This window comes from Paraburkholderia bannensis (assembly GCF_014200455.1).
GTDB lineage: Bacteria > Pseudomonadota > Gammaproteobacteria > Burkholderiales > Burkholderiaceae > Paraburkholderia > Paraburkholderia bannensis_A.
On record NZ_JACHBW010000016.1, the window covers coordinates 109842 to 135278 of the forward strand.

The following is a 25437-nucleotide window of genomic DNA, read 5'->3' on the forward strand; positions in this document are numbered from 1 at the left end:
CTCATTGCCCTGCGCCGACAATCGCGAACTTGCGTGCGCACGGCCCCTGCGCGCTCCGCTTTTCCCAACAACAAGACGGCTAATCGGAGCGCCGCGTGCCGTCTGCGCGCGACCCGAATGCCTGCAAGAACCGCACACGATGAACAGAAAAGTCCTTTCCACCTGCGCCGTGAGCCTGTGTGGCCTGAGCGGCATGAGCGCGGGTGTCGCTCATGCGCAGAGCAGCGTTACGCTCTATGGTTTGCTAGACACTTCGATATCCTATGTAAATAATCAGCGCTCCAATGGCGCGGGGTCGCCCGGCAGCGGCAATGTGTCGGTGAATAGCGGCAATCTCAGCGCGTCGCGCTGGGGACTGCGCGGCAGCGAGGATCTGGGTGGCGGCGCTTCGGCGATTTTCATGCTGGAAGGCGGGTTTTCGTCGGTCAACGGCAAGACCAGCAATGGCGGCAATCTGTTTGGCCGACAAGCCTATGTGGGCGTGCGTGCAAACGGCTATGGCACCTTCACGATGGGGCGCCAGTACGACTTCATCCTGACTTTCGTTACGCCGCTGGGCGCAGCGGGATCGGGCTGGGGCGGCAATCTGGCGATGCACCCCTACGACAACGACGATTCGATCCAGAACATCCGCATCAACAACGCCGTGCGCTACACGAGCGAAACGTATCGCGGCTTCACGACGGGCGCGATGTACGGCTTCTCGAACACGCCGGGCAGCTTCGGCAACAACGCCGCGTACAGTGCGGGACTCTCATACGCCAACGGTTCGTTCAAGGCCGGCGCTGCGTTTCTCAAGATCAATCGCGATGGCCACGTCGCCAATCCCGATGGCGCGGTGAGCACGACCGACGGCTCCGCGACGGTCACGGGCGGCGATCAGTTGATCGTGGCTGTGGGCGCGCGCTACGCATTCGGTCCGCATTCGGTAGGCGTGAGCTGGACCCACTCGGCCACGGACGATGTCACGGGCCTTTATCAAGGCGGCAAGATCGCCGCGCTCAAAGGCAACACGCTGATCTTCGATAATTACTCGATCGATGGCCGCTACGCCGTGACGCCTTCGCTGTATGTGGCGGCGGCCTATACCTATACGCAGGCGCGTTTCGATGCAGGCGCGGGTTCGGCCCGGCCGAAGTGGAACCAGGTGGTCGCGCAGATCGACCGGCAGGTCACGCCGCGCACCGACCTCTATCTGGAGGGCGTGTATCAGAGCGTGAGCGGCGGGCGCAACATCGCCGCATTCGATGCCTCCGTCTACACGCTCACACCGTCGTCGAACAGCAATCAGGTGGTGGTTGCGGCGGGCATGCGGCACCGTTTCTGATTCACCGGCCCGCTAAGCCGCCCTGGCTGAATCCAGCAGCCATTGCGCGAGCCGTTGCGCGCCGTCCGGCATTTCCGCGTCGGCGCGCCAGCAGAGATAGTAGTGCCGCCCGTCGTCGAGTTCGTGGTCGAACAGCTTGCGCAGCGCCCCCGAGGCCAGTTCGCGCGAGATCAGCGGCGCGCGCAGCAGGGCCGCGCCCAGATCGGCCATGGCGGCGCTCAAGGTCAGTTGACCATCCTCGAAGAGCGGGCCTTCGGTGCGCGTGACGTGCCGCGCGCCCGCGCTTTGCAGCCAGTTCGCCCACGTGCTGCGGTCCTCGTCGTGCACCAGCGGCACGCCCGCGAGATCGACGGGCTTGCGCAGCGGCCCGTAACGGCGCTCGAAGCGCGGCGTGCATACGGGCACCACCGCGCCCGAAAGCAGCGGCGTGCTCGTATAGCCAATCCAGTCGCCGGTGCCGAAGCGAATCGACAGATCGGCGGCGTCGCTGCGGTAGTTGCGGTGATTCGCGTAGAGCACCGTCACGTCCACGTCGTCATTGCTGGCGAGAAAATCGTGCAGGCGCGGTATGAACCAGCCGATGCCGAATAGCGGAATCAGGCTCACCGTGATCTGGCGGCGCGCCGAGCGTTCGCGCACGAAGCCGGTGGCGCTGCGCAACACCGAAAACGCCGCGCTGATCGAGCGATAGTAATCGCGTCCTTCGTCGGTGAGGACCAGCGAGCGGCCGTTGCGCACGGTCAGCGGCGTCTGTACGAAGGATTCGAGCAATTGCAGCTGATGACTCACCGCCGATGGCGTGATATCCAGTTCGCGCGCCGCCGAAACAACCGAGCCGTGACGTGCAAAGGCCTCGAAGGCGCGCACCGCGCGCAGGGGCGGATCGTCGGCAATATGCTGAATTTTATTCATGTGTCGAATTATATCGAACGGCATCGTGAGCGTGTTGATTGTAATTTGTATCGTTAAATCAATGGTTTATTGGTCAATGCGGCGGTTGGGAATAATGATCGAACTAAAGATAATTTAGGCGGTTTCGCATCAAAACGTAATCTTTTTCATTATTCAAGGACGACGCGCCAGGCGCCATCCGGTTCCCACATCGCACGCTGACTGACACATGAAAAAGAACCCCCTGCTTTTGCCGATCGCCGCGCTGGCCGCAACCCTGCTCGCGGGCGCAGCCCACGCCCAGGATGAACAGGTCGTTTTGATTGGACTCGCCGCGCCGCTCACCGGCGGCTCCGCCCGTATCGGCAAGGATCTGGAGAACGGCGCGCAACTCGCCATCGACGACGCCAACGCCAGGCATCCGACCATCGGCGGCAAGCCGGTCGTCTACAAACTCGCGAGCGCCGATGATCAGTCGGACCCGCGCACGGCCGTGACGGTGGCGCAGCAACTGGTCGATCGTCATGTGGTTGGCGTGGTGGGGCACTGGAACACCGGTTGCAGCGTGCCGGCTGCGCGCGTCTATCACGATGCGGGCATCGCGCAGATCGCACCGGCTTCCACGGGGCATCAATACACACTGCAGGGTTTCGATACCTCGTTTCGCATCATGGGCCATGACGACGACAGCGGCGCTTACACCGGCGCCTATGCCGTGAAAACGCTCAAGGCCCAACGCATTGCCGTGATCGACGATCAGACCGCGTTTGGCGCGGGCCTCGCGAACCAGTTCATCAAGGGCGTGCAGGCCAACGGCGGCACGGTGGTCGATCACCAGTACGTAACCGACAAGACCATCGATTTCAGCGGCGTGCTCACCGAGATCAAGGCCAGGCGCCCCGATCTGATTTTCCTCGGGGGCATTGACGTAGAGGCTGCACCGCTCGTGCGCCGCATGCGCCAGCTGCATATCCAGGCGCCGTTGCTGGGCGCTGGCGGCTTCGTGAGCCAGACCTTCCTCAAGCTCGCCGGACCCGCGGGCGAAGGTGTAGCGGCGCTGGAGCCGGGCCGTCCGCTCGAACGCATGCCGGGCGGTCCCGCCTTCGACGCGCAGTATCGCGCGCGCTGGCATGCGCCGATCGAACTGCATGCGCCGTTCGCCTACGATGCGGCCGCAACCATCATCGCGGCCACGCAGCAAGTCAATTCGACCGACCCGAAGAAGATCGTCGCGACCTTGCACACGATCCGACGTAATGGCGTGACCGGCGTCATCGCCTTCGATGCGCAGGGCAACCTCAAGGACCCGGCGTACACGATCTATCAGGTGCGAGATGGCAAGTGGGCCGTGGTGGATGTGCTGGGCGGCGGCGCGAAAGCCGCTGTGCACTGAAGATCGGGGAGTCGATCATGACGCAGAAACACGATCCGCAAGCCGGACAAAGTGAACGCAGCGAAGGCGTGAACGGCGTGACGCTGGGTATCCTCGAACGTCGCCGCATCGAGGCTGAAATCATCAAGCCGATCTACGAGATCCTCAAGCGCGATTTCGGCGCGCAGCGCGCACAAGCCGTGATCGCCGAGGCGGTGCGTGGCGCGGCAATCGATGCGGGCCGCGATTTCGCGGCGCGCGAGCCCAACGGCACGAGCATCGCTTCGTTCATCGCGCTGCAGGTGCTCTGGGAAAAGGACGATGCGCTCGAAGTGGAAACGCTGCGCGCCGACGCCGATGCCTACGATTACAACGTGCATCGTTGCAGTTACGCCGAGATGTATCACGCCATGGGCCTCGGCGAAATCGGCCATCTGCTGAGCTGCGCGCGCGATAGTGAGTTCATCGCGGGTTACGACCCACGCATCGAACTCACGCGTACCAGTACGATCATGCAGGGCGGCAAGTGCTGCGATTTCCGTTATCGCGTGCGCGATGCACAGGCGCAGAAAGCTCACACGGAGCAAGCGAATGGCTGAGCAAGACCTGGTCAAACGCGCTTCGTTGCGCGTGAACGGCGCGCGCCTGTGGGATTCGCTCGAACGCATGGCGCAGATCGGCGCGACGGCGAAGGGCGGCGTGTGCCGCCTTGCGCTCACCGATCTCGATCGCGAAGGCCGCGATCTGTTCGTGCAATGGGCGCGCGAAGCGGGCTGCACGATCCGCGTCGATCGCATGGGTAATATCTTTGCGCGACGCGCGGGCCGCAATCCCGATGCGGCCCCCGTGCTGACCGGCTCGCATGCCGATACGCAGCCCACGGGCGGTCGCTACGACGGCATCTATGGCGTACTGGGCGGCCTGGAAGTCGTGCGCGCGCTCAATGACGCGGGCATTGAAACCGCACACCCGCTCGAAGTGGTGATCTGGACCAACGAGGAAGGCTCGCGCTTCGCCCCGGCGATGATCGCCTCGGGCGTCTATGCAGGCGTTTATCCGCTCGAATACGGCTTGTCGCGCACCGATGCGTCGGGCACGACGATTGGCGAAGCGTTGTCGCACATCGGCTATGCCGGCGATGAGCCCGTGGGCGGCACGCCGGTTCACGCGGCCTACGAACTGCATATCGAGCAGGGTGCGATTCTGGAGCGCAGCGGCAAGACAATCGGTGTGGTCACGGCGGGGCAGGGACAGCTCTGGTACGAAATCGAGCTCGAAGGCGTGGACGCGCACGCGGGCACCACGCCGATGGACCTTCGCCGCGACGCGCTGGCGGGCGCCGCGCACATGATCGCGTTCGTGCAGGCGCTCGGGCGCCGTTACGCGCCGCATGGGCGCGCGACCGTCGGCATGATCGAAGCGAAGCCGAATTCGCGCAACACCGTGCCGGGACGCTGCTTCTTCATGGTGGAGTTTCGTCATCCGGAGTCCGAAGTGTTGGCGCAGATGGACGCGCAGCTTCGCACCGAACTGGCGCGCGCGGCACAGGAAGCACAGCTTGGATACACCATCGAGCAGATCTTCAACTATGCGCCCGTGCCGTTTTCACCCGCGTGCATTGAAGCGGTGCGCCGCGCCGCGAACGAACTCGGCCTGCCGCATGCCGATATCGTTTCCGGCGCGGGGCACGATGCCTGTTATCTCGCGCGCGTCGCGCCCACGGGCATGATCTTCATCCCCTGCGTGGATGGCCTGAGCCACAACGAAGGCGAAGCGATCACGCCCGAATGGGCCGAGGCGGGCGCCAACGTGCTGCTGCACGCGATGCTGGCGAGCAGCCAGTCGGGTCCCGCCTGAAACGCATCAAAGATCCAGTACGAGCAGTGGCGTGAGCGAGCGCGAGCAGCAGGGCAGGAATTGATCGCCCGCCGCCTGTTCTTCCTCGGTGAGATACGCGTCGCGATGATCGGGCTTGCCCTCGATCACGCGCGTGAGGCAGGTGCCGCACACGCCTTGCTCGCATGAGGTCAGCACTTCCACGCCGTTGGCAGAGAGCGCATCGACAACGGTGCAGCCGGCCGGCACGTCGATGGTTGCGCCGCTGCTCGCGATGCGAACCTGGAACGCGGTATCGGCGGCGGACTGCTCGACGACAGCGCCAAAGAACTCGTAATGCAGGCGTGTTTCGTCCCATTGCTGGCGGCGTGCTTCTGCAAGCACCGCGTCCATGAAGCCGCGCGGACCGCAGACATACAGATGGCTGCCCGCAGGCGCGTTCGCGAGCGTCGCCGCAATATCGAAACGCTGCGCCGCTGCGCCATCGTCGAAATGGAACGCAGCGCGCGCGCTAAACGGCGACGCCGCGATATGTTCGAAAAACGCCGTACGTTCGCGCGATCGCGTGCAGTAGTGCAGATCGAACGCTTCGTCAGCGCGACAAAGACGGTCCGCCATGCACAGAATCGGCGTAATGCCGATGCCGCCGGCAATCAACAGATGATGGGGCGCGCCGTGAGCGAGCGGGAAGTGATTGCGCGGCGCACTGATCTTGAGGATGTCGCCTTGCTCGACCTGATCGTGAATCGCGCGCGAGCCGCCGCGGCCGTTTTCATCGCGCAGCACGGCGATGTGATAGCGCTGCGTGCTGGCGGGATCGTTGCACAGCGAGTATTGGCGAATCAGACCGCCTGGCAGATGCACGTCGATATGCGCACCCGCGCTGAAAGGCGGCAGTGTCCCGCCTTCAGCGTCGACAAATTCAAATCCGTAGATATCCTGAGCTTCTTGCCACTTGCGGGCGACGCTGACGTTGAGAGTGGCGTCCGACATCATGCCTCCGCGTTTTGCGTTGCATTCGCGCTTGCTCCGCGCTCCGAGGCGAGAAGCCGGTCGATCACCCTGCGCGACAGCACGCCGCCTGCGTCGATATTGAGCTTGAGCAGCTTGCGCTGCGGCCAGGCTTCCAGATTGCGCTGCTGACGCTCCAGCATTTCCAGATCCTCGGCGAAAATCTTGCCCTGACCTTCGCGGATCTGGTCGGTGAGCGCGGCGTCGTCGGGCCGGAAATTGCGCGCCATGCCCCAGAAATACCAGATCGACGCTTCGGTTTCCGGCGTGATGAAGTCGACCACGACCGACGCCGCCTTGTGTTCGGCGCTGGCGTGATAGCCGCCATGTCCCGCGTGCGCCACGCCCACTTCGATCATCACGTGGCTGGGCGGCGAGAAGCGGCAGATCTGCCAGCGGTCTACCGGCACATCGTCGGCAAGACCGTTGCCGCGCAGCGCCATGCGCCAGAACGGCGGCGCCATGATGTTTTCCATAAAGCGGCTCGTCACGACTTCATCGCCTTCGCTGGTGGTTTTGGGCGGCGCTTCGTCGATTTCCTTCTGGCCGATGCTGCTGGCGTGCACGTAGGTTTCGTGCGTGAGGTCCATGAGGTTGTCGATCATGAGACGGTAGTCGCAGCGAATGTGATAGAGGCCGCCGCCATAGGCCCACGCCGGGTCTTCGGCCCACGGCAACGGGTGCAGTGCGGCGGGATCGGCGGCGGCGTCGCCCGGCCAGACCCAGATAAAGCCGTAGCGTTCGATGACGGGGAAACTGCGCACGGCCGGAAAGCCGTTGACACGCTGGCCGGGCATGCCGGTGGCCTTGCCGTGGCAACCCATCTCCAGACCGTGGTAGCCGCACACCAGCGTGCCGTCGCGCACGAAGCCCAGCGAGAGCGGCGCGCCGCGATGCGGACAGAAGTCCTCCAGCGCTGCGACTGCGCCACCCGCCGCGCGATAAAAGACCATCGCTTCGCCGCAGATCGTGCGGCCGAGTGGCTCCTGCGCGATTTCATCGGGCGTACACGCCACATACCATGCGTTCTTGAGAAACACCTTGCATCTCCTTGGGGACGGTTTTTTTATCAGCGATTGCTGCGTTTTAACGGCCGACTGCAGTGAGGCCGGCAATGATGCGCCGCGTGCGGTTCGCGCCCACATCGACACGAATGTCGATCTGCGGGCCTTCGCCAAAACGCTGTTGATTGCGGTACTGCGCTTCGATCACGACCTTGTCTTCCTCGAAGGTCAGGGCGGTCTGTTCGAATACCTGGTTCATGTTGCTGAAGCCGTCGGGGCGGCGGTTGCAACGGCTCGGGATGAGTGGTGTCGCCGAACCCGATCCACAGAAGCTGGTTCTTTTCGGCAGCAGGCCGTGATAGCCGCAGCGCAGCCCGCGCGCCTCCACCGTGCCGAACGACAGCGGCAGCGAGCGACGACAGCAGCGGTCTTCGAGCGCGGCAGCGACTCCATCAGGTATGCGAACAGAACCAGCGGCTTGTCCAGCAGCGTGCGGGTGAGCGGGGTGGCGCGATCGAGTGCCCAGCCAAAGCCGACGATATACCACTGGTTGAGGGCAAACACGGCGTCTCCCTGTTTGGCGCGATGCGAGGTATCGATGCCGTTCACGCACATATGGCCACGTTCAGCATGCTTAATATCTGACGTTCAGTGTACACAAGATAGGTTCACGATGTTTTCAGTAACTTCCCTGGGCTGGCCGTCAGGTCTGACGCCTGCGAGGAGGGCGAAAACGTCACAGTCGATGCGCTAAAATTCATCGATCGAGAAGAGGATCGCAACGCGGGCGCGTTGCTTCAGCCTCGCGGCAACACCGTCTGACCAGAGGACATCACATGAGCAGTACGGCATCGCGGCCTGCCACACGAACGCGCAAAAAGAAAAAAGACGAACTGTCCACCGATCTCTACGAACAGCCGGGCCACCTGATCCGTCGCGCGCATCAGATCGCCGTATCGATGTTCCATACCGTGCTGGGTCCCGATATCACGCCAGTGCAATACGGTGCGATGCGCATTCTCCAGGACCACCCCGATATCGATCAGGTGACGCTCGCGCGTTACTGCGCGCTCGACAATTCGACCACGGCCACGCTGGCGGTGCGGCTGGAAGAAAAAGGCTGGATCGAGCGCATCACGCCGCCCGAGGACAAGCGCGTGCGCCTGCTGCGCCTGAGCGAAACGGGCGCATCGCTACTGGAGAGTCTGGTGCCTTCGGTGCATGAATTGCATAAGCGCATGATGCAGACGCTGTCCGAGGACGAGCAGGAGACCTTCCTGGCGCTGCTCGCGAAGTTCGTCCACATCAACAACGAGAAAAGTCGCGCGCCGCTGCGGCGTGGTGATCCGGATTGAGACGCGCATAGCGCGGTTTCTGCAGCCGACCAGCGGTTGCCCGGTGGGCACCGCTTTTTTTACGTCCGCTATCTGCAACTAACTGCCGAACCCCGGCGTCGACTTCGCACGCCGCTTCACGGCGCAAGCCTTGCAGGCAGGTGCGACGACGGACATTGCTGTATCGCGCATTTTTGAAGATGTCTGACGTCGTACTTAATATCGATCACATTGGATTTTCGTTTCTGTTCGTTTCCGGGTGTTTTGCCTATTGACGGGGTTCGAAAGCGAACATAGCATCGGTATCGCGTTGAATGTCCATAGCGATGCTTGGCGCCGAGTGAAAAACGGTCGGAGCCTCTTCGGAAGTCATACGACAACGTATCAGATCAAAACAAAATGGAGACAAGCGGTATGGCGGCAGTCTCGCGAAGCATCAAAGGATTGCGCTGGTGGATCATCGCGCTGGTCTGTATCGGCACGATCATGAACTACCTCACGCGCAACTCGCTCGGCGTGCTCGCGCCGGAGCTCAAGGGCGGACTCAACATGTCCACGCAGCAGTATTCATACGTGGTGGGCGCGTTCCAGGTGGGCTACACGATCATGCAGCCGGTGTGCGGCATCATCGTCGACCTGATCGGGTTGCGGCTGGGCTTTGCGCTGTTCGCGGCGCTCTGGTCCGCGACCGGCGTGCTGCATGGCTTCGCCACGGGCTGGACCTCGCTCGGCATGATGCGCGGCTTGCTGGGCGTGTTCGAGGCGGCGGCGATCCCGTCGGGCATGAAGGCCGTGGCCGAATGGTTTCCCGACCGGCAGAAGTCGGTGGCGGTGGGTTATTTCAATGCCGGCACCTCGTTGGGCGCCTTGCTCGCGCCGCCGCTGGTGGTGTTTCTCTCGCTGCGCTACGGCTGGCAGTCGGCATTCGTGGCGACGGGCGCGCTGGGTTTCGTGTGGGCCGCAGTCTGGTTCGTGCTCTATCGGTCGCCGTCGGAGCATCCGCGTATTTCCGCGCAGGAACTGGCGTTGATCGAAAGCGGTCAGGCGCGCGCCGCGCCGGTGAGCCGCCGTCCGGTGCTCGATATTCTCGGTTCGCGGCGCTTCTGGGCCATCGCGCTGCCGCGTTTCTTCGCCGAACCCGCCTGGCAGACCTTCAGTTTCTGGATTCCGCTCTATCTCGCCACCGAGCGTCATATGGACCTCAAGCAGATCGCGCTGTTTGCGTGGCTGCCGTTCCTCGCGGCCGATATGGGCGGCATTCTCGGCGGTTATCTTTCGCCGTTCCTCATGCGCTATTTCCGCGTGCCGCTGTTGTGGTCGCGCGTGGCGGGCGTGGTGCTGGGTGCGTTCATGATGATCGGCCCCGCGTGTATCGGCCTGGTTGCATCGCCGTATACGGCGATTGCGTTGTTCTGCCTGGGCGGCTTTGCGCACCAGATGCTGTCCACGCTCGTCAACACGCTGTCGGCCGATGTGTTCGATCCGGAGGAGGTGGCCACGGCCAGCGGCTTTGGCGGCATGGCGGCGTGGATCGGCGGCTTGAGCTTTTCGCTGGTGGTGGGTGCATTGGCCGACAAGGTGGGTTTTGGGCCGCTATTCGCGTGCCTCGGCGCGTTCGACCTGATCGGCGCGGCCTTGCTGATCCTGCTGATACGCGGACAGACGCGCGAAGCGCGCGGTGCGCTGCCTGCTTCACGCAAAGCAGCCTGAGACGCATCGGACTGCATCACATAATAAGAGACAAAAAATGAAAAACTCACACTTCCCGTATCGCGGCAAGGCGCTCAAGACCCTGATTGTTGCGGGCGCATCGATGGGTGCAATGGCAGGATCGATCAGCGCGCAGGCGCAATCGAGTGTCACGCTCTATGGCGTGCTCGACGATTCGATCGCCTACGTCAACAACCAGAAGGGTCATTCGAACGTTTATCTGCGGCAGGGCAATCTGTACGCGTCCAAATTCGGCTTCAAGGGCGCGGAGGATCTCGGCGGCGGCACCAGCGCGATCTTCGAACTGCAGGCGGGTTTCGATCCGAACAACGGCACGGCGTCGTCGGCGGGGCTGCTGTTCAATCGCCAGGCTTACTTGGGCCTGCAAAACAGGACCTGGGGCACGCTCACGATGGGCCGCCAGTACACGCCGTACTTCCTGCTGGTCGGCCCGCTGGCGTCGAGCACCTATCTGACGGGTGCCACAGGCGCGCATCCCGGCGATATCGACAGTCTCGATACCACGGTGCGCATCAACAACTCGCTCACCTGGACGTCGCCCAACTGGCAAGGTCTCAGCGCGAGCGCGCTGTATGGTTTGAGTGGCATTCCCGGCAGCGTCGGCGCAGGACAGACGTGGAGCGGCGCGGTGCGTTATGCGATTGGCGGCGTCAATCTTGCAGCGGGCTATCTGCGCATGAACAACACCGGCCGCACGGTGAATTTCGATCCCGGCGCGACGGGCTCGTTCGCGACATCGGCGCTCAACGCGGGCTATCTTTCGGCGCGCGCGGTGCAGAATGCGGCCGTCGCCGGCACATGGACAACGGGCGGACTCACGCTTGGCCTGACTTACACCAACGTCGAATATCTGTCCGGCGGCTATTCGGCATTTCGCGATACTGCGGTGTTCAATACCTATGCGGCCCTGGCGGCGTATCGCTTCACACCGGCGTTCGACGTGGCGGCGGGCTATGCATGGACGCTGGCGTCGAAAGCCAACGGCGTTTCAAGCGCCGCGCGCTATCAACAGGTCTCGCTCAAGCAGGCTTATCACTTCTCCAAACGCACAACGCTTTATGCCTTGCAGGCCTGGCAGCACGCCAGCGGGCAAACGCTCGGCTCGAACGGCGCGATCGTCGATGCCGTACCTGACGTGGGCGATTCGCAGAATTCGACGCCTTCGTCCACGCGTTCGCAATTCGTCGGGATGCTGGGCATCGCTACCGTGTTCTAAATATCAAGAAGCAATTACAAAGCAATCCCAGGGAATCGCCAGATGGCATCGTTACTGAATCGCCCGTTTTTCCGCCTGATTGACGAAGCGCGCAACCGCCTGATCTTGCAAAGCGCGCAGGGCGCGACCATTGAAATCTTCGTGCTCGAAGAGGATATCGTGCGGGTGCGCGTGCTGCCGGACGGCCAGCCGCATGGGCCGCGCAGCTGGGCAATCGCGCCAGGCATGGACGACGTGCCGATCGAAGGCCGCGACCGGCTCGATCTGTCGGGCTTCGCGCTGCCCGGCTATGCCAGCGAGATCGCGGCCGACTGCGTGCGCGTGAGCACGCCGAAAATCCGCCTGACGGTGAAACTCGACGGCGGCTTCTGTGCATGGGAAATCAATCAGGATGGCGAATGGTTGATCGCACTGGAAGACCGCGCCACCCAGGCCTATAACTTCGGCTGGTGGGACGAGCGGGTTTATCACTACGTGCGCCGATTGCCCGGCGAAATGTATCTGGGCCTGGGCGAACGCGCGGGCGCGCTCGATCGTGCGAATCAGTCGTTCCGCATGACCAACGTCGACGCGATGGGCTATAGCGCGAAAACCACCGACCCGCTCTACAAGCACATTCCGTTCTACCTGACGTGGCGCGCGCAGACGCGAACGGGCTTTGGTCTGTTCTACGACACGCTCGCCGATTGCACCTTCGACATGGGCCGCGAGCTGGACAACTATCACGGCCACTATCGGCACTTCATTGCCGATCACGGCGATCTCGACTATTACTTCATCGCTTCGCCGGGCACGCCGCTCGACGCGGTGCGGCGCTTTACGTGGATGACGGGCCGCCCGGCGCTGATGCCGAAGTGGGGGCTGGGCTATTCGGGCTCGACGATGACGTATACCGATGCGCCCGACGCCCAGGCGCGCATGAACGAATTCACCGAGCGCTGCGCCGAACACGACATTCTGTGCGATTCGTTTCATCTCTCGTCGGGCTATACGTCGATCGATGCGAAGCGCTACGTGTTCAACTGGAATCGCGAGAAATTCCCTGACGTCGAAGGCTTCGTCAATCGCTATCTGGAACACGGCGTCAGGTTGTGCGCCAACATCAAGCCTTGTCTGCTGCGCGATCACCCCGAGTTCGAGCGTGCACAGCGCGATGGCCTGCTGATACGCGACTCGGACGGCCAGCCTGCCTGGGTGCAGTTCTGGGACGAAGTGGGCGCGTATCTGGACTTCACGAATCCGGCTACTCTGACGTGGTGGAAGGCGCGCGTGACCGACGCCCTGCTGCGTTACGGCATCGCCTCGACCTGGAACGACAACAACGAATTCGAAATCTGGACGCCCAATGCACTGGCGCACGGTTTCGGCCAGCCCTTCCCCGCGCGCGAGGCCAAGGTGTTGCAGACCTTGCTGATGATGCGTGCATCGCGCGACGCGCAACGCGCTTATGCGCCGGAAAAGCGGCCGTTTCTGGTGTCGCGCTCGGGCTGCGTGGGCATGCATCGCTATGTGCAGACCTGGTCGGGCGACAATGCGACTTCCTGGGAGACGCTGCGCTACAACCTCAAGATGGGGCTGGGGCTGGCGCTCTCGGGCGTGTCGAATATCGGCCACGATATCGGCGGCTTCGCGGGTCCCGCGCCGGAGCCGGAACTGTTCGTGCGCTGGGTGCAGTTTGGCGTGTTCATGCCGCGTTTCAGCATTCATTCGTGGAACGACGACGGCACGGTCAACGAGCCGTGGATGTACCCCGAACTCACGCCGCGCATAGCGAATCTCGTCAAGCTGCGCTACCGCCTGATCCCGTATCTCTATCAGTTGCTGCACGAATCCAGCACGCGCTATGAGCCGGTGCTGAGTCCCACGTTCGCGCAATTCCCGGCGGACGCGCGGTGCTACGCCGAATGCGACGACATGATGCTCGGCGCGTCGCTGCTGGTTGCGCCAGTCGTGGAGGCAGGACAGCGCGAGCGGCAGGTGTATCTGCCCGCTGGCGCACGCTGGGTCGACTACTGGAGCGGCGCGGTGTTCGAAGGTGGGCAGACGCTCACGCTACCCGCGCCGTGGGATGCGCCGGTCATGCTGATCCGCGAAGGCGGCGTGATCGCGCTCAACGTGGCGGAACAGCATTTCGGCGAGCGGGCGGACCGACGCGCCTTCATGGTCGTGCCGATGGCGGCCGAGGGCGGCACGAGCGCGCAATATATCGAGGACGATGGCGAAACGCAGGCCTGGCGCGATGGCGGTTGCGGCACATGGCGTATCGCCGTGCAAGGTGGCGCGCAGACGCTCTCGATCACGCTCGCGCGCGAGGGAGACAGGCGCTTTCTGTGCGACACGATCGAGCTCCATCTGCCAGACAGCGAAACGCGCGCGATCATGCTCGACTCGGGGCGCATCGTCGCGGACCTGCGCGACGGCGGCTGGCGAAAACTGACGGTCGATCTGGCTGCTTAAAGCGACATGGCGCGCACGTCGATGCGCGCAAGCCGCTTGACGTGGCGCGGGCACGATATCCGCGCCCGAAAACGCCGCCCTTGTCGAAGCGCCAGGCGCAGCCGTGATCATGCCGCGAGTTTCATTGCATTGCCGGCTTCATTCGGCCTCATTCAGCCTCGCCGCCATGCGCCTTATGCTGCGCCGCAAGCTTGTCCTGCTGCGCCGGCGGCACGGGATCGTAATGGCTCAGCTGGATGCTGTAATTGCCGTTGCCGCCCGCCATCGCATTCAGGCGCGACTGGTAGTCGTTGAGTTCCGCGAGCGGCACTTTGCCCGCGATCACCATCGCATTGCCGTTCACGGTGTGGGTGCCGTGCACCTGGCCGCGCCGCGCGGAGAGATCGCCGATCACGTCGCCCATCGCCGCTTCGGGCGTCATCACCTCGATATCGACGATCGGTTCGAGCACCACGGGCTGCGCCTTGAGCACTGCATCGATAAACGCCTTGCGCCCCGCCGTGACGAACGCCACTTCCTTCGAATCGACCGGATGGCTTTTGCCGTCGAACACGGTCACGCGCACGTCCTGCATCGGAAAACCCGCGAGCGGGCCGCTTTCGATCACCTGCTGGATGCCTTTTTCGACGGCGGGAATGAACTGCGAAGGAATCGCGCCGCCCTTGACGGCATCGACGAATTCGAAGCCCGCGCCGCGCGGCAGCGGCTCCACGCGCAGCATGACTTCGCCGAACTGCCCCGCGCCGCCGGTCTGCTTCTTGTGGCGGCAGTGCCCCTCCGCCTTGCCGCCGATGGTTTCGCGCCACGCGATGGTGGGCGGGCGCGTCAGGACTTCGAGCTTGTGCTGGTCGGTCAGGCGCTCCAGCAGATAGCGCAGATGCAGTTCGCCCAGCCCGCGCACCACGGTCTCGTTGGTGCCCGCCGGATGGCTGATGACGAGGCACGGATCCTCGGCGGCGAGCTTTTGCAGCACGTCCCACAGACGCTGTTCGTTGCCGCGCCGCGCCGGTTCGATGGCGAGGCCGTAGATGGGATTCGGAAAGTCGGGCGGCGTGAGATGGATATTCCCGTCCTCGGGCGCGTCGTGCAGCACGTCGCCAAACGCAATGTCTTCGGCTTTTGCCACCGCGCAGATATGGCCGGGCCCCGCGCGCGGGATTTCGGTGTGATCCTTGCCTTGCAGCATCAGCAGATGCGCGACCTTGAACGGCTGGCGGCCATTGCCGATATAAAGCTGGCTGTCGCGCGTCACCGTGCCCTGATGAATGCGAAACAGCGCAACCCTGCCGATATACGGGTCCACCACGACCTTGAAGACATGCGCGAGCACGTGTTTATCCGCGCGCGGCTCGGCGCGCACGGGTTCGGTTTTAGCGCCGGTCTCACGGTAAAAAAGCGGCGGATTGCCTTCGGTGACATTGGGCAACAGTCGCACGAATACGTCGAGCAGTTGCGCGATGCCCGCACCCGTCGCCGCCGAGGTGAAACACACCGGCACCAGATGGCCCTCGCGCAAGGCGCGCTCGAACGGTTCGTGCAATTGCTCGGGACGGATTGCTTCGCCCTGTTCGAGATACAGCTCCATCAATCCGGCGTCGAGTTCGATCACCTGATCGACCAGCGCATTGTGCGCCGCCTCCACCGAATAAAAATCCGCCTCGCCGGACGGATTGAAAAAGCAGTCGACCACATCGGTTGCGCCTTTTGCGGGCAGGTTGATGGGCAGGCATTGCTTGCCGTACGTCTGCTGGATCTGCGCGAGCAGGCCGGGCAGATCGACCTTTTCGCCGTCGATGCCGTTCACCACGATCAGGCGGCAGAGCTTGCGCGCCTCGGCGGCGTCCATCATGCGGCTGGTGGTCATCTCGATGCCGGTGCGCGCGTCGATTACGATGGCCGCCGTTTCCACGGCAGTCAATGCGCCGATGGACAGGCCCGCGAAGTCGGGATAACCGGGGGTGTCGAGCAGATAGATGCGCGTGTCGCGATAGTCGATATGCGCGAGCGCGGAGCTGAGCGAGTGATGATACTTGCGCTCCAGCGGGTCGAAATCGCACAGCGCGGTGCCGCGGTTCACGCTGCCCTGAGCGTGCAGCGCGCCGCCCTGGTGGAGCAGAGCCTCGGCTAGCGAGGTCTTTCCGCAGCCGGCGTGACCGACCAGCGCGACTGTGCGGATGGCTTCGGGACTGTAATCCATGGCCGCCATCGTCCAGTAGTGGATGTTCGGGCATTATTGGCGAAAATCGGCTGCACTGCCAACTAACTTCTCCAGACCTCGGTACGACCCCGCGCTTTCGCTGCGGCGCAATATTTCAAGGGGTTTTCGGCACGCCCAGACGCTCGATCAATACTGAAAGCAGATCGATTGGCAACGGAAACACGATCGTCGAATTCTTGTCCGCCGCAATCGTGGTGAGCGTTTGCAGATAGCGCAGCTGCATGGCCTGCGGTTGCAGCGCGAGGCGCTGGGCGGCTTGCAGCAGTTTTTCCGATGCCTGCAATTCGCCTTCGGCGTGAATCACCTTGGCGCGGCGCTCGCGCTCCGCTTCGGCCTGACGCGCAATCGCGCGGATCATGGTTTCGTTGAGGTCGACGTGCTTGATTTCGACTGTCGAAACCTTGATGCCCCACGCGTCCGTCTGCGCGTCGAGCGTCTTCTGGATATCGGCGTTCAGTTGTTCGCGCTCGGCCAGCAGCGCGTCGAGTTCGTGCTTGCCCAGCACCGCGCGCAAGGTGGTCTGCGCAAGCTGACTGGTCGCCTCGAAATAGCGCGCGACCTGAATCACCGCTTTTTCCGGATCGACCACGCGGAAATAGACCACGGCGTTGACCTTGACCGAAACGTTGTCGCGCGTGATGACGTCCTGCGCGGGCACGTCGAACACCACGGTGCGCAAATCGATGCGCACGGCCTGCTGCACGACCGGCAGGATAAACACGAGGCCCGGCCCCTTGACCTTCCAGAAGCGGCCCAGCATGAACACCACGCCGCGCTCGTACTCGCGGAAGATGCGGATGGCGCTGACGGCGAACAGCACCGCAAGCAATATCAGCAGACTCGAAAAGCCAAACGTGAAACCGATCATGGCGATGCTCCTCCCGGATGGGGTGTTTCTTGTCGTTGTTGTTGCGCTTGTTGTTGCGTTTGTTGTTGCCTTTTTTCTTCCTGTCTTTCTTCGTCTCGTTCCTGCTCTTGCGGCACGACCGTGAGCACCAGGCCCTCGCGCGCCGTCACGCATACGCGCGCGCCCGCCGCGAGCGGCGCCACGCACACCACGCGCCAGCGTTCGCCGTGCACGCGGGCCCAGCCGCTTGCCAGGCTTGCGCCGCCGCGCCCGAACTGCAGTCCTTCGTCGATGATTTCGCCGCCGCTGCCCACCATCGCTTCCGCGCCGGTCACCACCGGCTGCCGCCGCGCGCGCAGCGCGACCCCTGAGACGCAGGCCACGAACACCGCGCCGCCCAGCGTAAGGCCAGCGATCAGCGGCAGTGGGATGCCGTAGCCGGGTACATCGGTATCGATCAGCATCAGCGCGCCAACCGCAAAGGCGACGATGCCGCCACAGCCCAGCACGCCCGAGGTCGGCAGGAACGCCTCGGCGACAAGGCACCCCAGTCCCAGCAGCACGAGACCCAGGCCCGCGTAGTTCACCGGCAGCAACTGCATCGCGAAGAGACCAACCAGCAGACAGATGCCGCCCGCGACGCCGGGCAGCACGAAGCCCGGGTTGGCGAATTCGAAGAACAGGCCGTAGACGCCGATGGTCAGCAGGATCAGCGCCACGTTCGGATCGGCGATGATCGCGAGGAAGTGGCTGCGCCAGTCGGGCGCGACGGTGACGAGCGGGGCATGCGCCGTCGCCAGACGGACATTGCCCGCCGAGGTGGCGATGACGCGCGCGTCGAGCTTGCGGGCGAGATCGGCGGCGTCCGTGGCGATCAGATCGATCACGTGCTGATCGAGCGCCTCGCTGGCGGAAAGGCTCACCGCCTCGCGCACCGCGCGCTCCGCCCAGACGGCGTTGCGGCCGCGTAGTTGCGCGAGGCCGCGAATATACGCGGCCGCGTCGTGCGTCATCTTGCGGGTTTCGGTGGAGGCGGTGTCGCCAGGCAGGGGTGCGGACGCGCCGGGCGACGATGAAGGCCCTGAAGGGCCAGAGGGCATGCCCGGCGTGGCAGGCGACGGAGCCGACCCCATCCCGAGCTGCACGGGCGACGCCGCGCCCAGATTCGTGCCCGGCGCCATCGCCGCGATATGGCTCGCGTAGACGATATAAGTGCCCGCACTCGCGGCACGCGCGCCGCCCGGCGCGACGAATGTGGCCACCGGCACGGGCGAGGCGAGAATCGTCTTGATGATCTCGCGCATCGAGGTATCGAGACCGCCCGGCGTATCGAGCTGGATAATCGCCAGCGCCGCGTGCTGCTGGGCCGCGCGCTCAAGCGTGCGGACGATGAAATCGGCGCTGGCCGGGCCAATCGCGCCATTGACGCTCATCACCACGACGGCGCCTTGCGCCGCCGCCCACGCGCCGAGGCGACCGGCCAGAAGGCTCATGGCCAGCAACGCCGCGAACAGCGCCATGCGCACGCAACGCAGGCGGCGCAGCGCCCGCAGCAAGTGCGCACGGCGAGGATGAGGCGGCAGCGTGTCGTGCTTCGCCGCCCGGGTGGGGCGATGAGCGCGCATCGGAACGTCCGGACGGGCAGTGGGGTGGCCCGATACTTCAAGATTAGGCGCTTTGCGAACGGTGCGTAGATAGCCTCAACCCTTAGACGCCCATCGATCGCCCTGGACCCGCGTGATTCACGCCGCGAGTTCTTCGCCCACCTTGAACACGGCCACCAGGCGGTCGAGTTCGGCGGCCTGCTGCTTGAGGCTTTCTGCCGCCGCAGCGCTTTCTTCGACCAGCGCTGCGTTTTGCTGCGTCACTTCATCGAGTTGCTGCACTGCATCGCCGATCTGGCCGATCCCCGCGCTCTGCTCCACGCTCGCCGAGGTAATCTCGCTCATCATCGTGCTCACGCCCTGCACCTGCGCGACCACATCGCCCATCACGCGGCCCGCATCGGCGACGAGACGCGAACCGGCATCGACGGTCCCCGCGCTATGCTCGATCAGCGCCTTGATCTCCTTGGCGGCCTGCGCGCTGCGCTGCGCGAGATTGCGCACCTCCGACGCCACCACCGCGAAGCCGCGTCCCTGTTCGCCCGCGCGCGCCGCTTCCACGGCGGCGTTGAGCGCCAGAATATTGGTCTGGAACGCAATACTGTCGATCACGACGATGATTTCGGAAATCTTGCGCGAAGCCTCGCTGATCTGCTGCATCGTGCTGACCACCTGCCCGACCACCTCGCCGCCCTGCGAGGCCGCGGTGGACGCGGTGCTGGCCATCTGCGCGGCGGTGCGCGCGGTGTCGGTGTTGTTCTTCACGGCTGCGGTGATTTCCTCCATCGACGCCGCCGTGCGTTCGAGATTGCTCGCCTGCTCCTCGGTGCGCTGGCTCAGGTCGGCGTTGCCCATGGCGATCTGCGTGGAGCCGATGGCGATCGACGTGGACGACGCGCGCACGCGCCGCACCAGCGTGCCCATCGAGGCCACGAAGCGGTTGAAGGCATCGGCCAGTTGCCCGACTTCGTCGCCGGTTTCGACCGTCATCTGGCGCGTGAGATCGCCCTGACCATCGGCGATTTCGGCGAGCAGCACGGCGGCGCGGCGCACCGGCGCGGCAATCGCGCGGCCCACCAGCAGAATCACGCCGAGCGCGGCGGCCAGCCCCACCACGGCCGCAATCAGCGTGGCGGTGCGGATCGTGCGCTCGAAGGGACCGAGCAGTTCCGCCTGCGGCACCTCGACCACCACGTAGGCATCGAGCTCGGGAATGAACGATGTCGCGATATAGCGCGCGCCCGCAGGCGCACGATAGCTCATCGACGCGTAGGGCTTGCCGCCCAGCAGCGCGGCGGCGGTATCGGCCGGCATGCCCGGCGTGTCCTTGAGGAAGTGCTTGCCGTCCACCAGAGCCGTATCGCGATGCATCATGATCGCGCCATCCGGATGCACGAGATAGGCGAAGCCGGTCTGGCCGATCTTGTAGCTGGAGATGCCGGCCGCGAGCGCATCGACCGACAGCGCCATGCCCGCGACGCTTGTGGCCTGCGCCTGATTCGCGCCCTGCACACGCGCGTTGATGAACATCATGTAGCCGCCCACGGCAACGTCGCGGTCCATGTTCACTTCGTAGGGCTTGCCCGTGGCGAGGAAGGCCTTGAGCCAGCCGTCCTGATCGCCGATCTTGCGTTGCAGACCCGCTTCCGTGTAGTAATTGCCCGTTCTGGCCGAGACCCATTGCACGCTGGCGGCCTTTTCCTCGGCCTTGATATTGGCGGCAAGGCGCGTCCAGTTGGCCGCGCCCGCGTCCGGCTCGCCATCGGCTTCCCATTGCTGCAGAAAGGGATCGAGCGCGATGGCGCGCGCGGCCGTGATCGGGCCCGCGAGTTGCCGCTGCACGTCGGCGCGGATGCCGTTGACGGCGGTGGGCAGTTCGTCCTGCACGACGCGTTCGCGCACCGTATCGCCGATCAGCCAGATGCTCAACCCGCTCGAAATGCCGATGAAGATCAGCAGGCAGGTGGTCATGCTCAGAACCAGCTTGTTCTGGATGGAAAGTTTGCGCCAGATGGACATGAAAGTATTGGGTCAGCGGATTGATCGGCAACGGATGAGGGATCCGTCAAGACGTTATCGGTCGCTGGAGGCCGGAACTTCATGGGAGATCGCTTATAGGGGGTATACGCTGGCGGGGGCGATCGCGGCGTGCGAGGTATGAGCGCTGCGGTTCAACGCGCACGCGCGCGGCGCACGTTAATTGGGGATATATTCGATGTCCGAATCTTGTCGTGAAGGCAGAGCGATGCTGAAGACGATCACGAAGACGATGGGCGTGCTGCTATGTGCCGCGCTTTCGACTCATGCAGCGAGCGCGCGCGCTCAGGCCGTGCCTTGCGAGCCAGGGCAACTCGCGTTGAGCCTCGACGATGGTGGCGGCGATTTCAACGGCATGTCGCACGGCGGGACTTACGTGGTGCTGCGCAACCGCGGCCGCAGCCGCTGCCAGATTCCCGCGCGTCCCGATCTGGCGTTTCTCGATGCGAACGAGCAGACGCTGCAAGCTTCGTTGCAGGCCACGCCGGGCATGCATCCCGGCCCGGTGTTGCTGCCCGTGGTGATTCCCCCGCACGCCAGCGTGAGGGCCAGCCTGCGCTGGGTGACAGGCGAAGTATTCGATGACTCGCAATGTATCGACGCCTCGGCCTTGCGCGTCGGCATCGGGCAGGGCGCATTGACTGCGCCGCTGCAAGCGCATCTTTGCGGCGCGCGGGCCCAGGGTCCGCAATATCAGTTCGTGCCGTTCCAGCCGAAACGGCCGCCGACGAACTAAGGGAATTAACGCCGCAGTTTCAGGAATTGCCATGCGCGGCGTCCAGCGCAGCGTCTGCGCGCGATAGGCGAGCCAGAGGCGCGCTTGCGGCGCGTCCGGCAGCGTCGCGCCCTGGGCGATGAAACGCACCTGCGATTCGTCGCCGGGCGCGGCTTTGATCTGGCCTTGCAGAACGTAGAATAGCCGGGCATCGCGCTTGCTCCGGGATAATTCCTCTGAGCCGATCTACCGTCTGCGAGAAGGAGAGCGATCATGCCGCGTGCCATCTGGAAGGGCGCCATCAGCTTCGGGCTGGTCTACGTGCCGGTCGAACTGGTTCCCGCCACGCAGAGCGAACACACGGGCTTCAACCTGCTGGAGCGCCGCACGTTCGACCCCATCGGCTATCGTCAGATCAACAAGCGCACCGGCAAGCCGGTCGAGCGCGACGACATCGTGCGTGGCTACGAGTACGAGAAGGGCGCCTACGTGGTGATCTCGGACGAGGAAATCCGCGCCGCCAGTGCCGAGGCCACGCAGACGGTGGACATTCTCGCGTTTATCGACGCGGCGCAACTGTCGTTCGTGTATCTGGATACGCCCTATTGGCTCACGCCCGATCGTCGCGCGGGCAAGACCTACGCGCTGCTGCGCGACGCGCTGGCCTCGAGCGGCAAGATCGGCATTGCGAACGTGGTGCTACACAGCAAGCAGCATCTTGCGGCGGTGATCGCGGCCGGTCCGGCGCTGGCCTTGCAGACCTTGCGCTGGTCCACCGAAGTGCGTGAATTCGAGGACGTGCAGGCTTTGCCGAAGAGCGCCAAAAGCGAAGGCGTCAGTAGCCGCGAATTGCAGATGGCGCGCAAGCTGATCGACGATCTGACGACCGACTGGCAGCCCGATGCGTACCGCGACACCTTCCGCGACGCGATTCTGGAACTCGCCGAGCGCAAGGTGAGAGAGGGCAAGGCGCACGAAGTGACGCGCGTGCAGGCTCCGGCGCAGAAAGCGCGCGGCGCGGATATCGTGGATCTGACCGAACTGCTCAAGCGTAGTCTGGGCAAGCGCAAGGCCGCGGCGCGTCATGTCAGCGATACAGACGATCATGCCGACGATGCGCGGCCACGCAAACCCGCAAGCCGACGCTCGAAACGCGCCGCCTGAGCCGGAAAGCACCAAGGATAGGCCATGCCGACTCGACAAAATCTAAAGGATTACGAAGCAAAGCGCAGATTCGATGCAACGCCAGAGCCATCGGGCCGTGCCGCTCGACGCGGCAAGCGTGCGAGCGCCAGCACCGGCTCGTTCGTGGTCCAGCGACACGACGCGCGCCATTTGCACTACGACTTCCGTCTCGAACTGGACGGTTCGCTCAAGTCCTGGGCCGTGCCCAAAGGGCCGAGTCTCGATCCCGCTGTCAAGCGCCTCGCCGTGCATGTGGAAGACCACCCGGTTGAATACGGCAAATTCGAAGGACGCATTCCGGCAGGCAGTTACGGGGCGGGGACCGTCGAAATCTGGGATCACGGCACCTGGAAGCCCGAAGGCGGAATGCGAGCCGCGCGCGACGGCTACAGGAACGGCAAGCTAGCCTTCACGCTCGACGGCGAAAAACTGCATGGCGGCTGGGCGCTGGTACGCAGTGCGATGGGCAGCGGCAAGCATGACAACTGGCTGCTGATCAAACAACGCGATGATGACGCGGCAGGCGAAGACGAATATCGTGTGATCGACGATAGTACGGGTGGCAAGCGTGCTGCAAGGTCCGCGCAAAAGCCAGCGCAAAATTCCACGAATACAGCCAGGAAACCCCACGCGACAAAGAAACTGGCGGGCGCGGGCAAGCGCACAAGGAACAGCACCTCGCGCAGCGAGCAGCCCGCATTGAAGGGCGCAGTGCGCGCATCGCTGCCTGCCGCGCTCTCACCGCAGCTCGCTACGCCTGCCGATGCGCCGCCCGGCGAGGAAGGTTGGCTGTACGAATTGAAGTTCGACGGCTACCGCGTGCTGGCTCGCATCGAAGGCGATGACGTGCGTATTTTCACGCGCAGCGGTAAAGACTGGAGCGCAAAATTTCCGCAGCAGGTGAAGGCGCTGCGTGCGCTCGATGTGAGATCGGCGTGGCTCGATGGCGAGGCCGTAGTGCTCGACAAGGACGGCGTGCCCGACTTCCAGGCGCTGCAAAACGCCTTCGAAGAAGGCAGTGCCGACGCCATCGCCATCTGGTTCTTCGACCTTCCCTGGCTGAACGGTTTCGATCTACGCAAAGTGCCGCTGGAAGCGCGCCGGGCACGACTTCAGGCGCTGCTGCAAGGCGCGCGGAAAGGTGCGCGGAAAGAATCGCTGCGTTTCTCGGAAGCCTTTGCAGGCGACCCCGATGCGCTTCTGCAAGCCGCCTGCGAAGCGAATCTCGAAGGGCTGGTCGCCAAGCGCGCCGGCAGTGCCTATACATCGACGCGCAGCGCATCGTGGCTCAAGCTCCGATGTTCACGTCGCCAGGAGTTCGTGATCGGCGGCTATACGGAACCAGCGGGCACCCGCGTGGGTTTCGGCGCGCTGCTGCTGGGCGTTTATGACCAAAGCGGAGCGTTGCAGTACGCCGGACGCGTGGGCACCGGCTTCGACACCGCGCGCCTCAAGTCGCTGGCAAGCGCCATGCGTGCACGCGAGCGCAAGACCTCGCCGTTTGCGGCCGTGCCCGCAGCCGAACGTCGCGCGGGCGTGCATTGGCTGCGGCCTGACCTCGTGGCCGAAGTACGCTTCAAGACCTGGACCAGCGCAGGCGTGGTGCGCCACGCCTCCTTCATCGGCCTGCGCGAAGACAAGCCGCCTGAATCGATCGTGCGCGAACATCAGGCGCCGCCCGTCAAGGGCAAGGCGCACACGAAAACACCGACGAAAACACAGACGAAAACAACGGGGCGCGCCGTGAAGGGAGAAGCCGAAGTGGCCGGTATCAGAATCACGCATCCTGAGCGCGTAATCGACGATGCCAGCGGGTTGCGCAAGATCGATCTCGTCCATTACTTCGAGGCCGTCGCGCCCTGGCTGCTGCCGCATCTGCACAAGCGGCCTGCCGCGCTGGTGCGTGCGCCATCGGGGGTGGAAGGCGACCTGTTCTTCCAGAAGCACGCAAGCAAGCTGCAGATTCCCCATGTGACCCAGCACGAAGGGCTCGATCCGGGCCACGCCGCACTGATGACTTTCGAAAGCGCGGACGCGATCGTCGGCGCGGCGCAAATGGATGCGATCGAATTTCATACATGGAATGCGCTCGTCACGGGCATCGAAAAGCCTGATCGCCTTATCTTCGATCTCGATCCCGATCCGGCGCTGCCTTGGGACCGGATGATCGAGGCGGCGCAATTGACGCGCGATCTGCTCGATGCGCTGGGCCTGCGCTCATGGTGCAAAACGAGCGGCGGCAAGGGCCTGCATGTGGTGGTGCCGCTGGTGCGCCACGCGCGTTGGGATGAAGCGAAAGATTTCGCACGCGCGGTAGCCGCGCATATGGCCGCCACCTTGCCCGATCGCTTCAGCGCAAAGATGGGGCCGAAAAATCGCAAGGGCCGCATTTTCGTGGACTATCTGCGCAATGGCCGTGGTGCGACTTCGATTGCGGCGTACGCACCGCGCGCGCGTCCTGGCCTGGGCGTTTCAACGCCGGTTCGCTGGGACGAGCTGGACGCGGTGAGCGGCGGTGCACACTGGACCGTGGCGAACCTGCGCGAACGGCTGGAAAAACTGCGCGCCGATCCTTGGGAGGGCTATGGCGAGGCGCGACAACGCATCACCGCGGCGATGCGCAAGCAACTCGATACCGCCTGAAATGCAGCC

19 protein-coding genes and 2 pseudogenes are annotated in these 25437 nt (G+C 64.0%); 11 read left to right on the plus strand and 10 right to left on the minus strand.

Annotated features, from left to right (window positions below; translation table 11 throughout):
- Nucleotides 1–193: 193 nt before the first annotated feature.
- Nucleotides 194–1327 (plus strand): porin, encoded by a 1134-nt coding sequence (locus F4827_RS25130; protein WP_260175406.1) that lies wholly within the window; start codon nt 194–196, stop codon nt 1325–1327.
- A 12-nt stretch (nt 1328–1339) separates the two neighbouring features.
- On the opposite strand, the gene F4827_RS25135 is transcribed toward F4827_RS25130, so the two are convergent.
- Nucleotides 1340–2239, minus strand: a complete 900-nt coding sequence (locus F4827_RS25135) for a LysR substrate-binding domain-containing protein (protein ID WP_183727869.1) — start codon at nt 2237–2239, stop codon at nt 1340–1342.
- 208 nt (nt 2240–2447) lie between these two features.
- Between F4827_RS25135 and F4827_RS25140 the strand changes: the two genes are divergently transcribed.
- From F4827_RS25140 to F4827_RS25150, 3 genes are read left to right on the plus strand one after another with little or no spacing between them, the layout of a single operon-like run.
- Nucleotides 2448–3611 carry a branched-chain amino acid ABC transporter substrate-binding protein gene (locus F4827_RS25140; protein WP_183727871.1) on the plus strand — a complete coding sequence of 388 codons (1164 nt, stop codon included), beginning with the start codon at nt 2448–2450 and terminating at the stop codon, nt 3609–3611.
- A gap of 17 nt (nt 3612–3628) precedes the next feature.
- Complete coding sequence (locus tag F4827_RS25145) at nt 3629–4189, plus strand: L-2-amino-thiazoline-4-carboxylic acid hydrolase (RefSeq protein WP_183727873.1); 561 nt, start codon at nt 3629–3631, stop codon at nt 4187–4189.
- Nucleotides 4182–5447 carry a Zn-dependent hydrolase gene (locus tag F4827_RS25150; protein ID WP_183727875.1) on the plus strand — a complete coding sequence of 422 codons (1266 nt, stop codon included), beginning with the start codon at nt 4182–4184 and terminating at the stop codon, nt 5445–5447. The genes F4827_RS25145 and F4827_RS25150 overlap by 8 nt, the downstream gene beginning before the upstream one ends.
- A gap of 6 nt (nt 5448–5453) precedes the next feature.
- Here F4827_RS25150 and F4827_RS25155 read toward each other — a convergent pair whose 3' ends face one another.
- The 4 genes and pseudogenes from F4827_RS25155 to F4827_RS36030 form a co-directional block, all read right to left on the minus strand.
- Nucleotides 5454–6419, minus strand: coding sequence for a PDR/VanB family oxidoreductase (locus tag F4827_RS25155; protein WP_183727877.1), 966 nt, complete (start codon nt 6417–6419; stop codon nt 5454–5456).
- The gene (locus F4827_RS25160) at nt 6419–7477 is read right to left on the minus strand and encodes an aromatic ring-hydroxylating dioxygenase subunit alpha (RefSeq protein ID WP_183727879.1); all 1059 of its coding nucleotides are present in this window, start codon (nt 7475–7477) and stop codon (nt 6419–6421) included. The genes F4827_RS25155 and F4827_RS25160 overlap by 1 nt, the downstream gene beginning before the upstream one ends.
- 46 nt (nt 7478–7523) lie before the next feature.
- Complete coding sequence (locus F4827_RS35535) at nt 7524–7700, minus strand: hypothetical protein (protein ID WP_260175397.1); 177 nt, start codon at nt 7698–7700, stop codon at nt 7524–7526.
- Between the two features lie 144 nt (nt 7701–7844).
- Nucleotides 7845–8054: pseudogene (locus F4827_RS36030) on the minus strand (hypothetical protein); the annotation flags it as partial.
- Between the two features lie 223 nt (nt 8055–8277).
- Here F4827_RS36030 and F4827_RS25170 point away from each other — a divergent pair.
- The 4 genes from F4827_RS25170 to F4827_RS25185 all read left to right on the plus strand — a co-directional run bounded on the left by F4827_RS25170 (nt 8278) and on the right by F4827_RS25185 (nt 14179).
- Entirely contained in the window at nt 8278–8796 is a 519-nt protein-coding gene (locus tag F4827_RS25170) for a MarR family winged helix-turn-helix transcriptional regulator (RefSeq protein ID WP_183727881.1), read from the plus strand.
- Nucleotides 8797–9189: 393 nt separating this feature from the next.
- Nucleotides 9190–10485 (plus strand): MFS transporter, encoded by a 1296-nt coding sequence (locus F4827_RS25175; protein ID WP_183727882.1) that lies wholly within the window; start codon nt 9190–9192, stop codon nt 10483–10485.
- 37 nt (nt 10486–10522) lie between these two features.
- Complete coding sequence (locus F4827_RS25180) at nt 10523–11722, plus strand: porin (protein WP_183727884.1); 1200 nt, start codon at nt 10523–10525, stop codon at nt 11720–11722.
- Nucleotides 11723–11764: 42 nt separating this feature from the next.
- Nucleotides 11765–14179: a glycoside hydrolase family 31 protein gene (locus F4827_RS25185; RefSeq protein WP_183727886.1), complete on the plus strand. Its 2415-nt coding sequence runs from the start codon at nt 11765–11767 to the stop codon at nt 14177–14179.
- 148 nt (nt 14180–14327) lie between these two features.
- On the opposite strand, the gene fusA is transcribed toward F4827_RS25185, so the two are convergent.
- The 4 genes from fusA to F4827_RS25205 form a co-directional block, all read right to left on the minus strand.
- On the minus strand, nt 14328–16376 hold the full coding sequence (fusA, locus tag F4827_RS25190; protein ID WP_183727888.1) for an elongation factor G: 2049 nt from the start codon (nt 16374–16376) through the stop codon (nt 14328–14330).
- A gap of 115 nt (nt 16377–16491) precedes the next feature.
- Entirely contained in the window at nt 16492–17265 is a 774-nt protein-coding gene (locus tag F4827_RS25195; protein ID WP_167052714.1) for a slipin family protein, read from the minus strand.
- Nucleotides 17262–18869, minus strand: a complete 1608-nt coding sequence (locus F4827_RS25200) for a nodulation protein NfeD (RefSeq protein WP_260175398.1) — start codon at nt 18867–18869, stop codon at nt 17262–17264. Before F4827_RS25200 ends, F4827_RS25195 begins: the two co-directional genes overlap by 4 nt.
- Nucleotides 18870–18986: 117 nt before the next feature.
- A complete protein-coding gene (locus F4827_RS25205) occupies nt 18987–20867 on the minus strand; it encodes a methyl-accepting chemotaxis protein (protein WP_183727890.1) in 1881 nt (626 codons plus the stop codon).
- 226 nt (nt 20868–21093) lie between these two features.
- Between F4827_RS25205 and F4827_RS25210 the strand changes: the two genes are divergently transcribed.
- Entirely contained in the window at nt 21094–21621 is a 528-nt protein-coding gene (locus F4827_RS25210) for a DUF4232 domain-containing protein (RefSeq protein ID WP_183727892.1), read from the plus strand.
- Nucleotides 21622–21651: 30 nt separating this feature from the next.
- On the opposite strand, the pseudogene F4827_RS35540 reads toward F4827_RS25210, so the two are convergent.
- A pseudogene (locus F4827_RS35540) lies at nt 21652–21810 on the minus strand (DUF3142 domain-containing protein); the annotation flags it as partial.
- 63 nt (nt 21811–21873) lie between these two features.
- On the opposite strand from F4827_RS35540, the gene F4827_RS25215 reads away from it, so the two are divergent.
- Both F4827_RS25215 and ligD read left to right on the plus strand, forming a co-directional pair.
- Nucleotides 21874–22764: a Ku protein gene (locus F4827_RS25215; protein ID WP_183727894.1), complete on the plus strand. Its 891-nt coding sequence runs from the start codon at nt 21874–21876 to the stop codon at nt 22762–22764.
- A 24-nt stretch (nt 22765–22788) separates the two neighbouring features.
- A complete protein-coding gene (gene ligD / locus F4827_RS25220; RefSeq protein ID WP_183727896.1) occupies nt 22789–25428 on the plus strand; it encodes a DNA ligase D in 2640 nt (879 codons plus the stop codon).
- Nucleotides 25429–25437 lie beyond the last annotated feature (9 nt).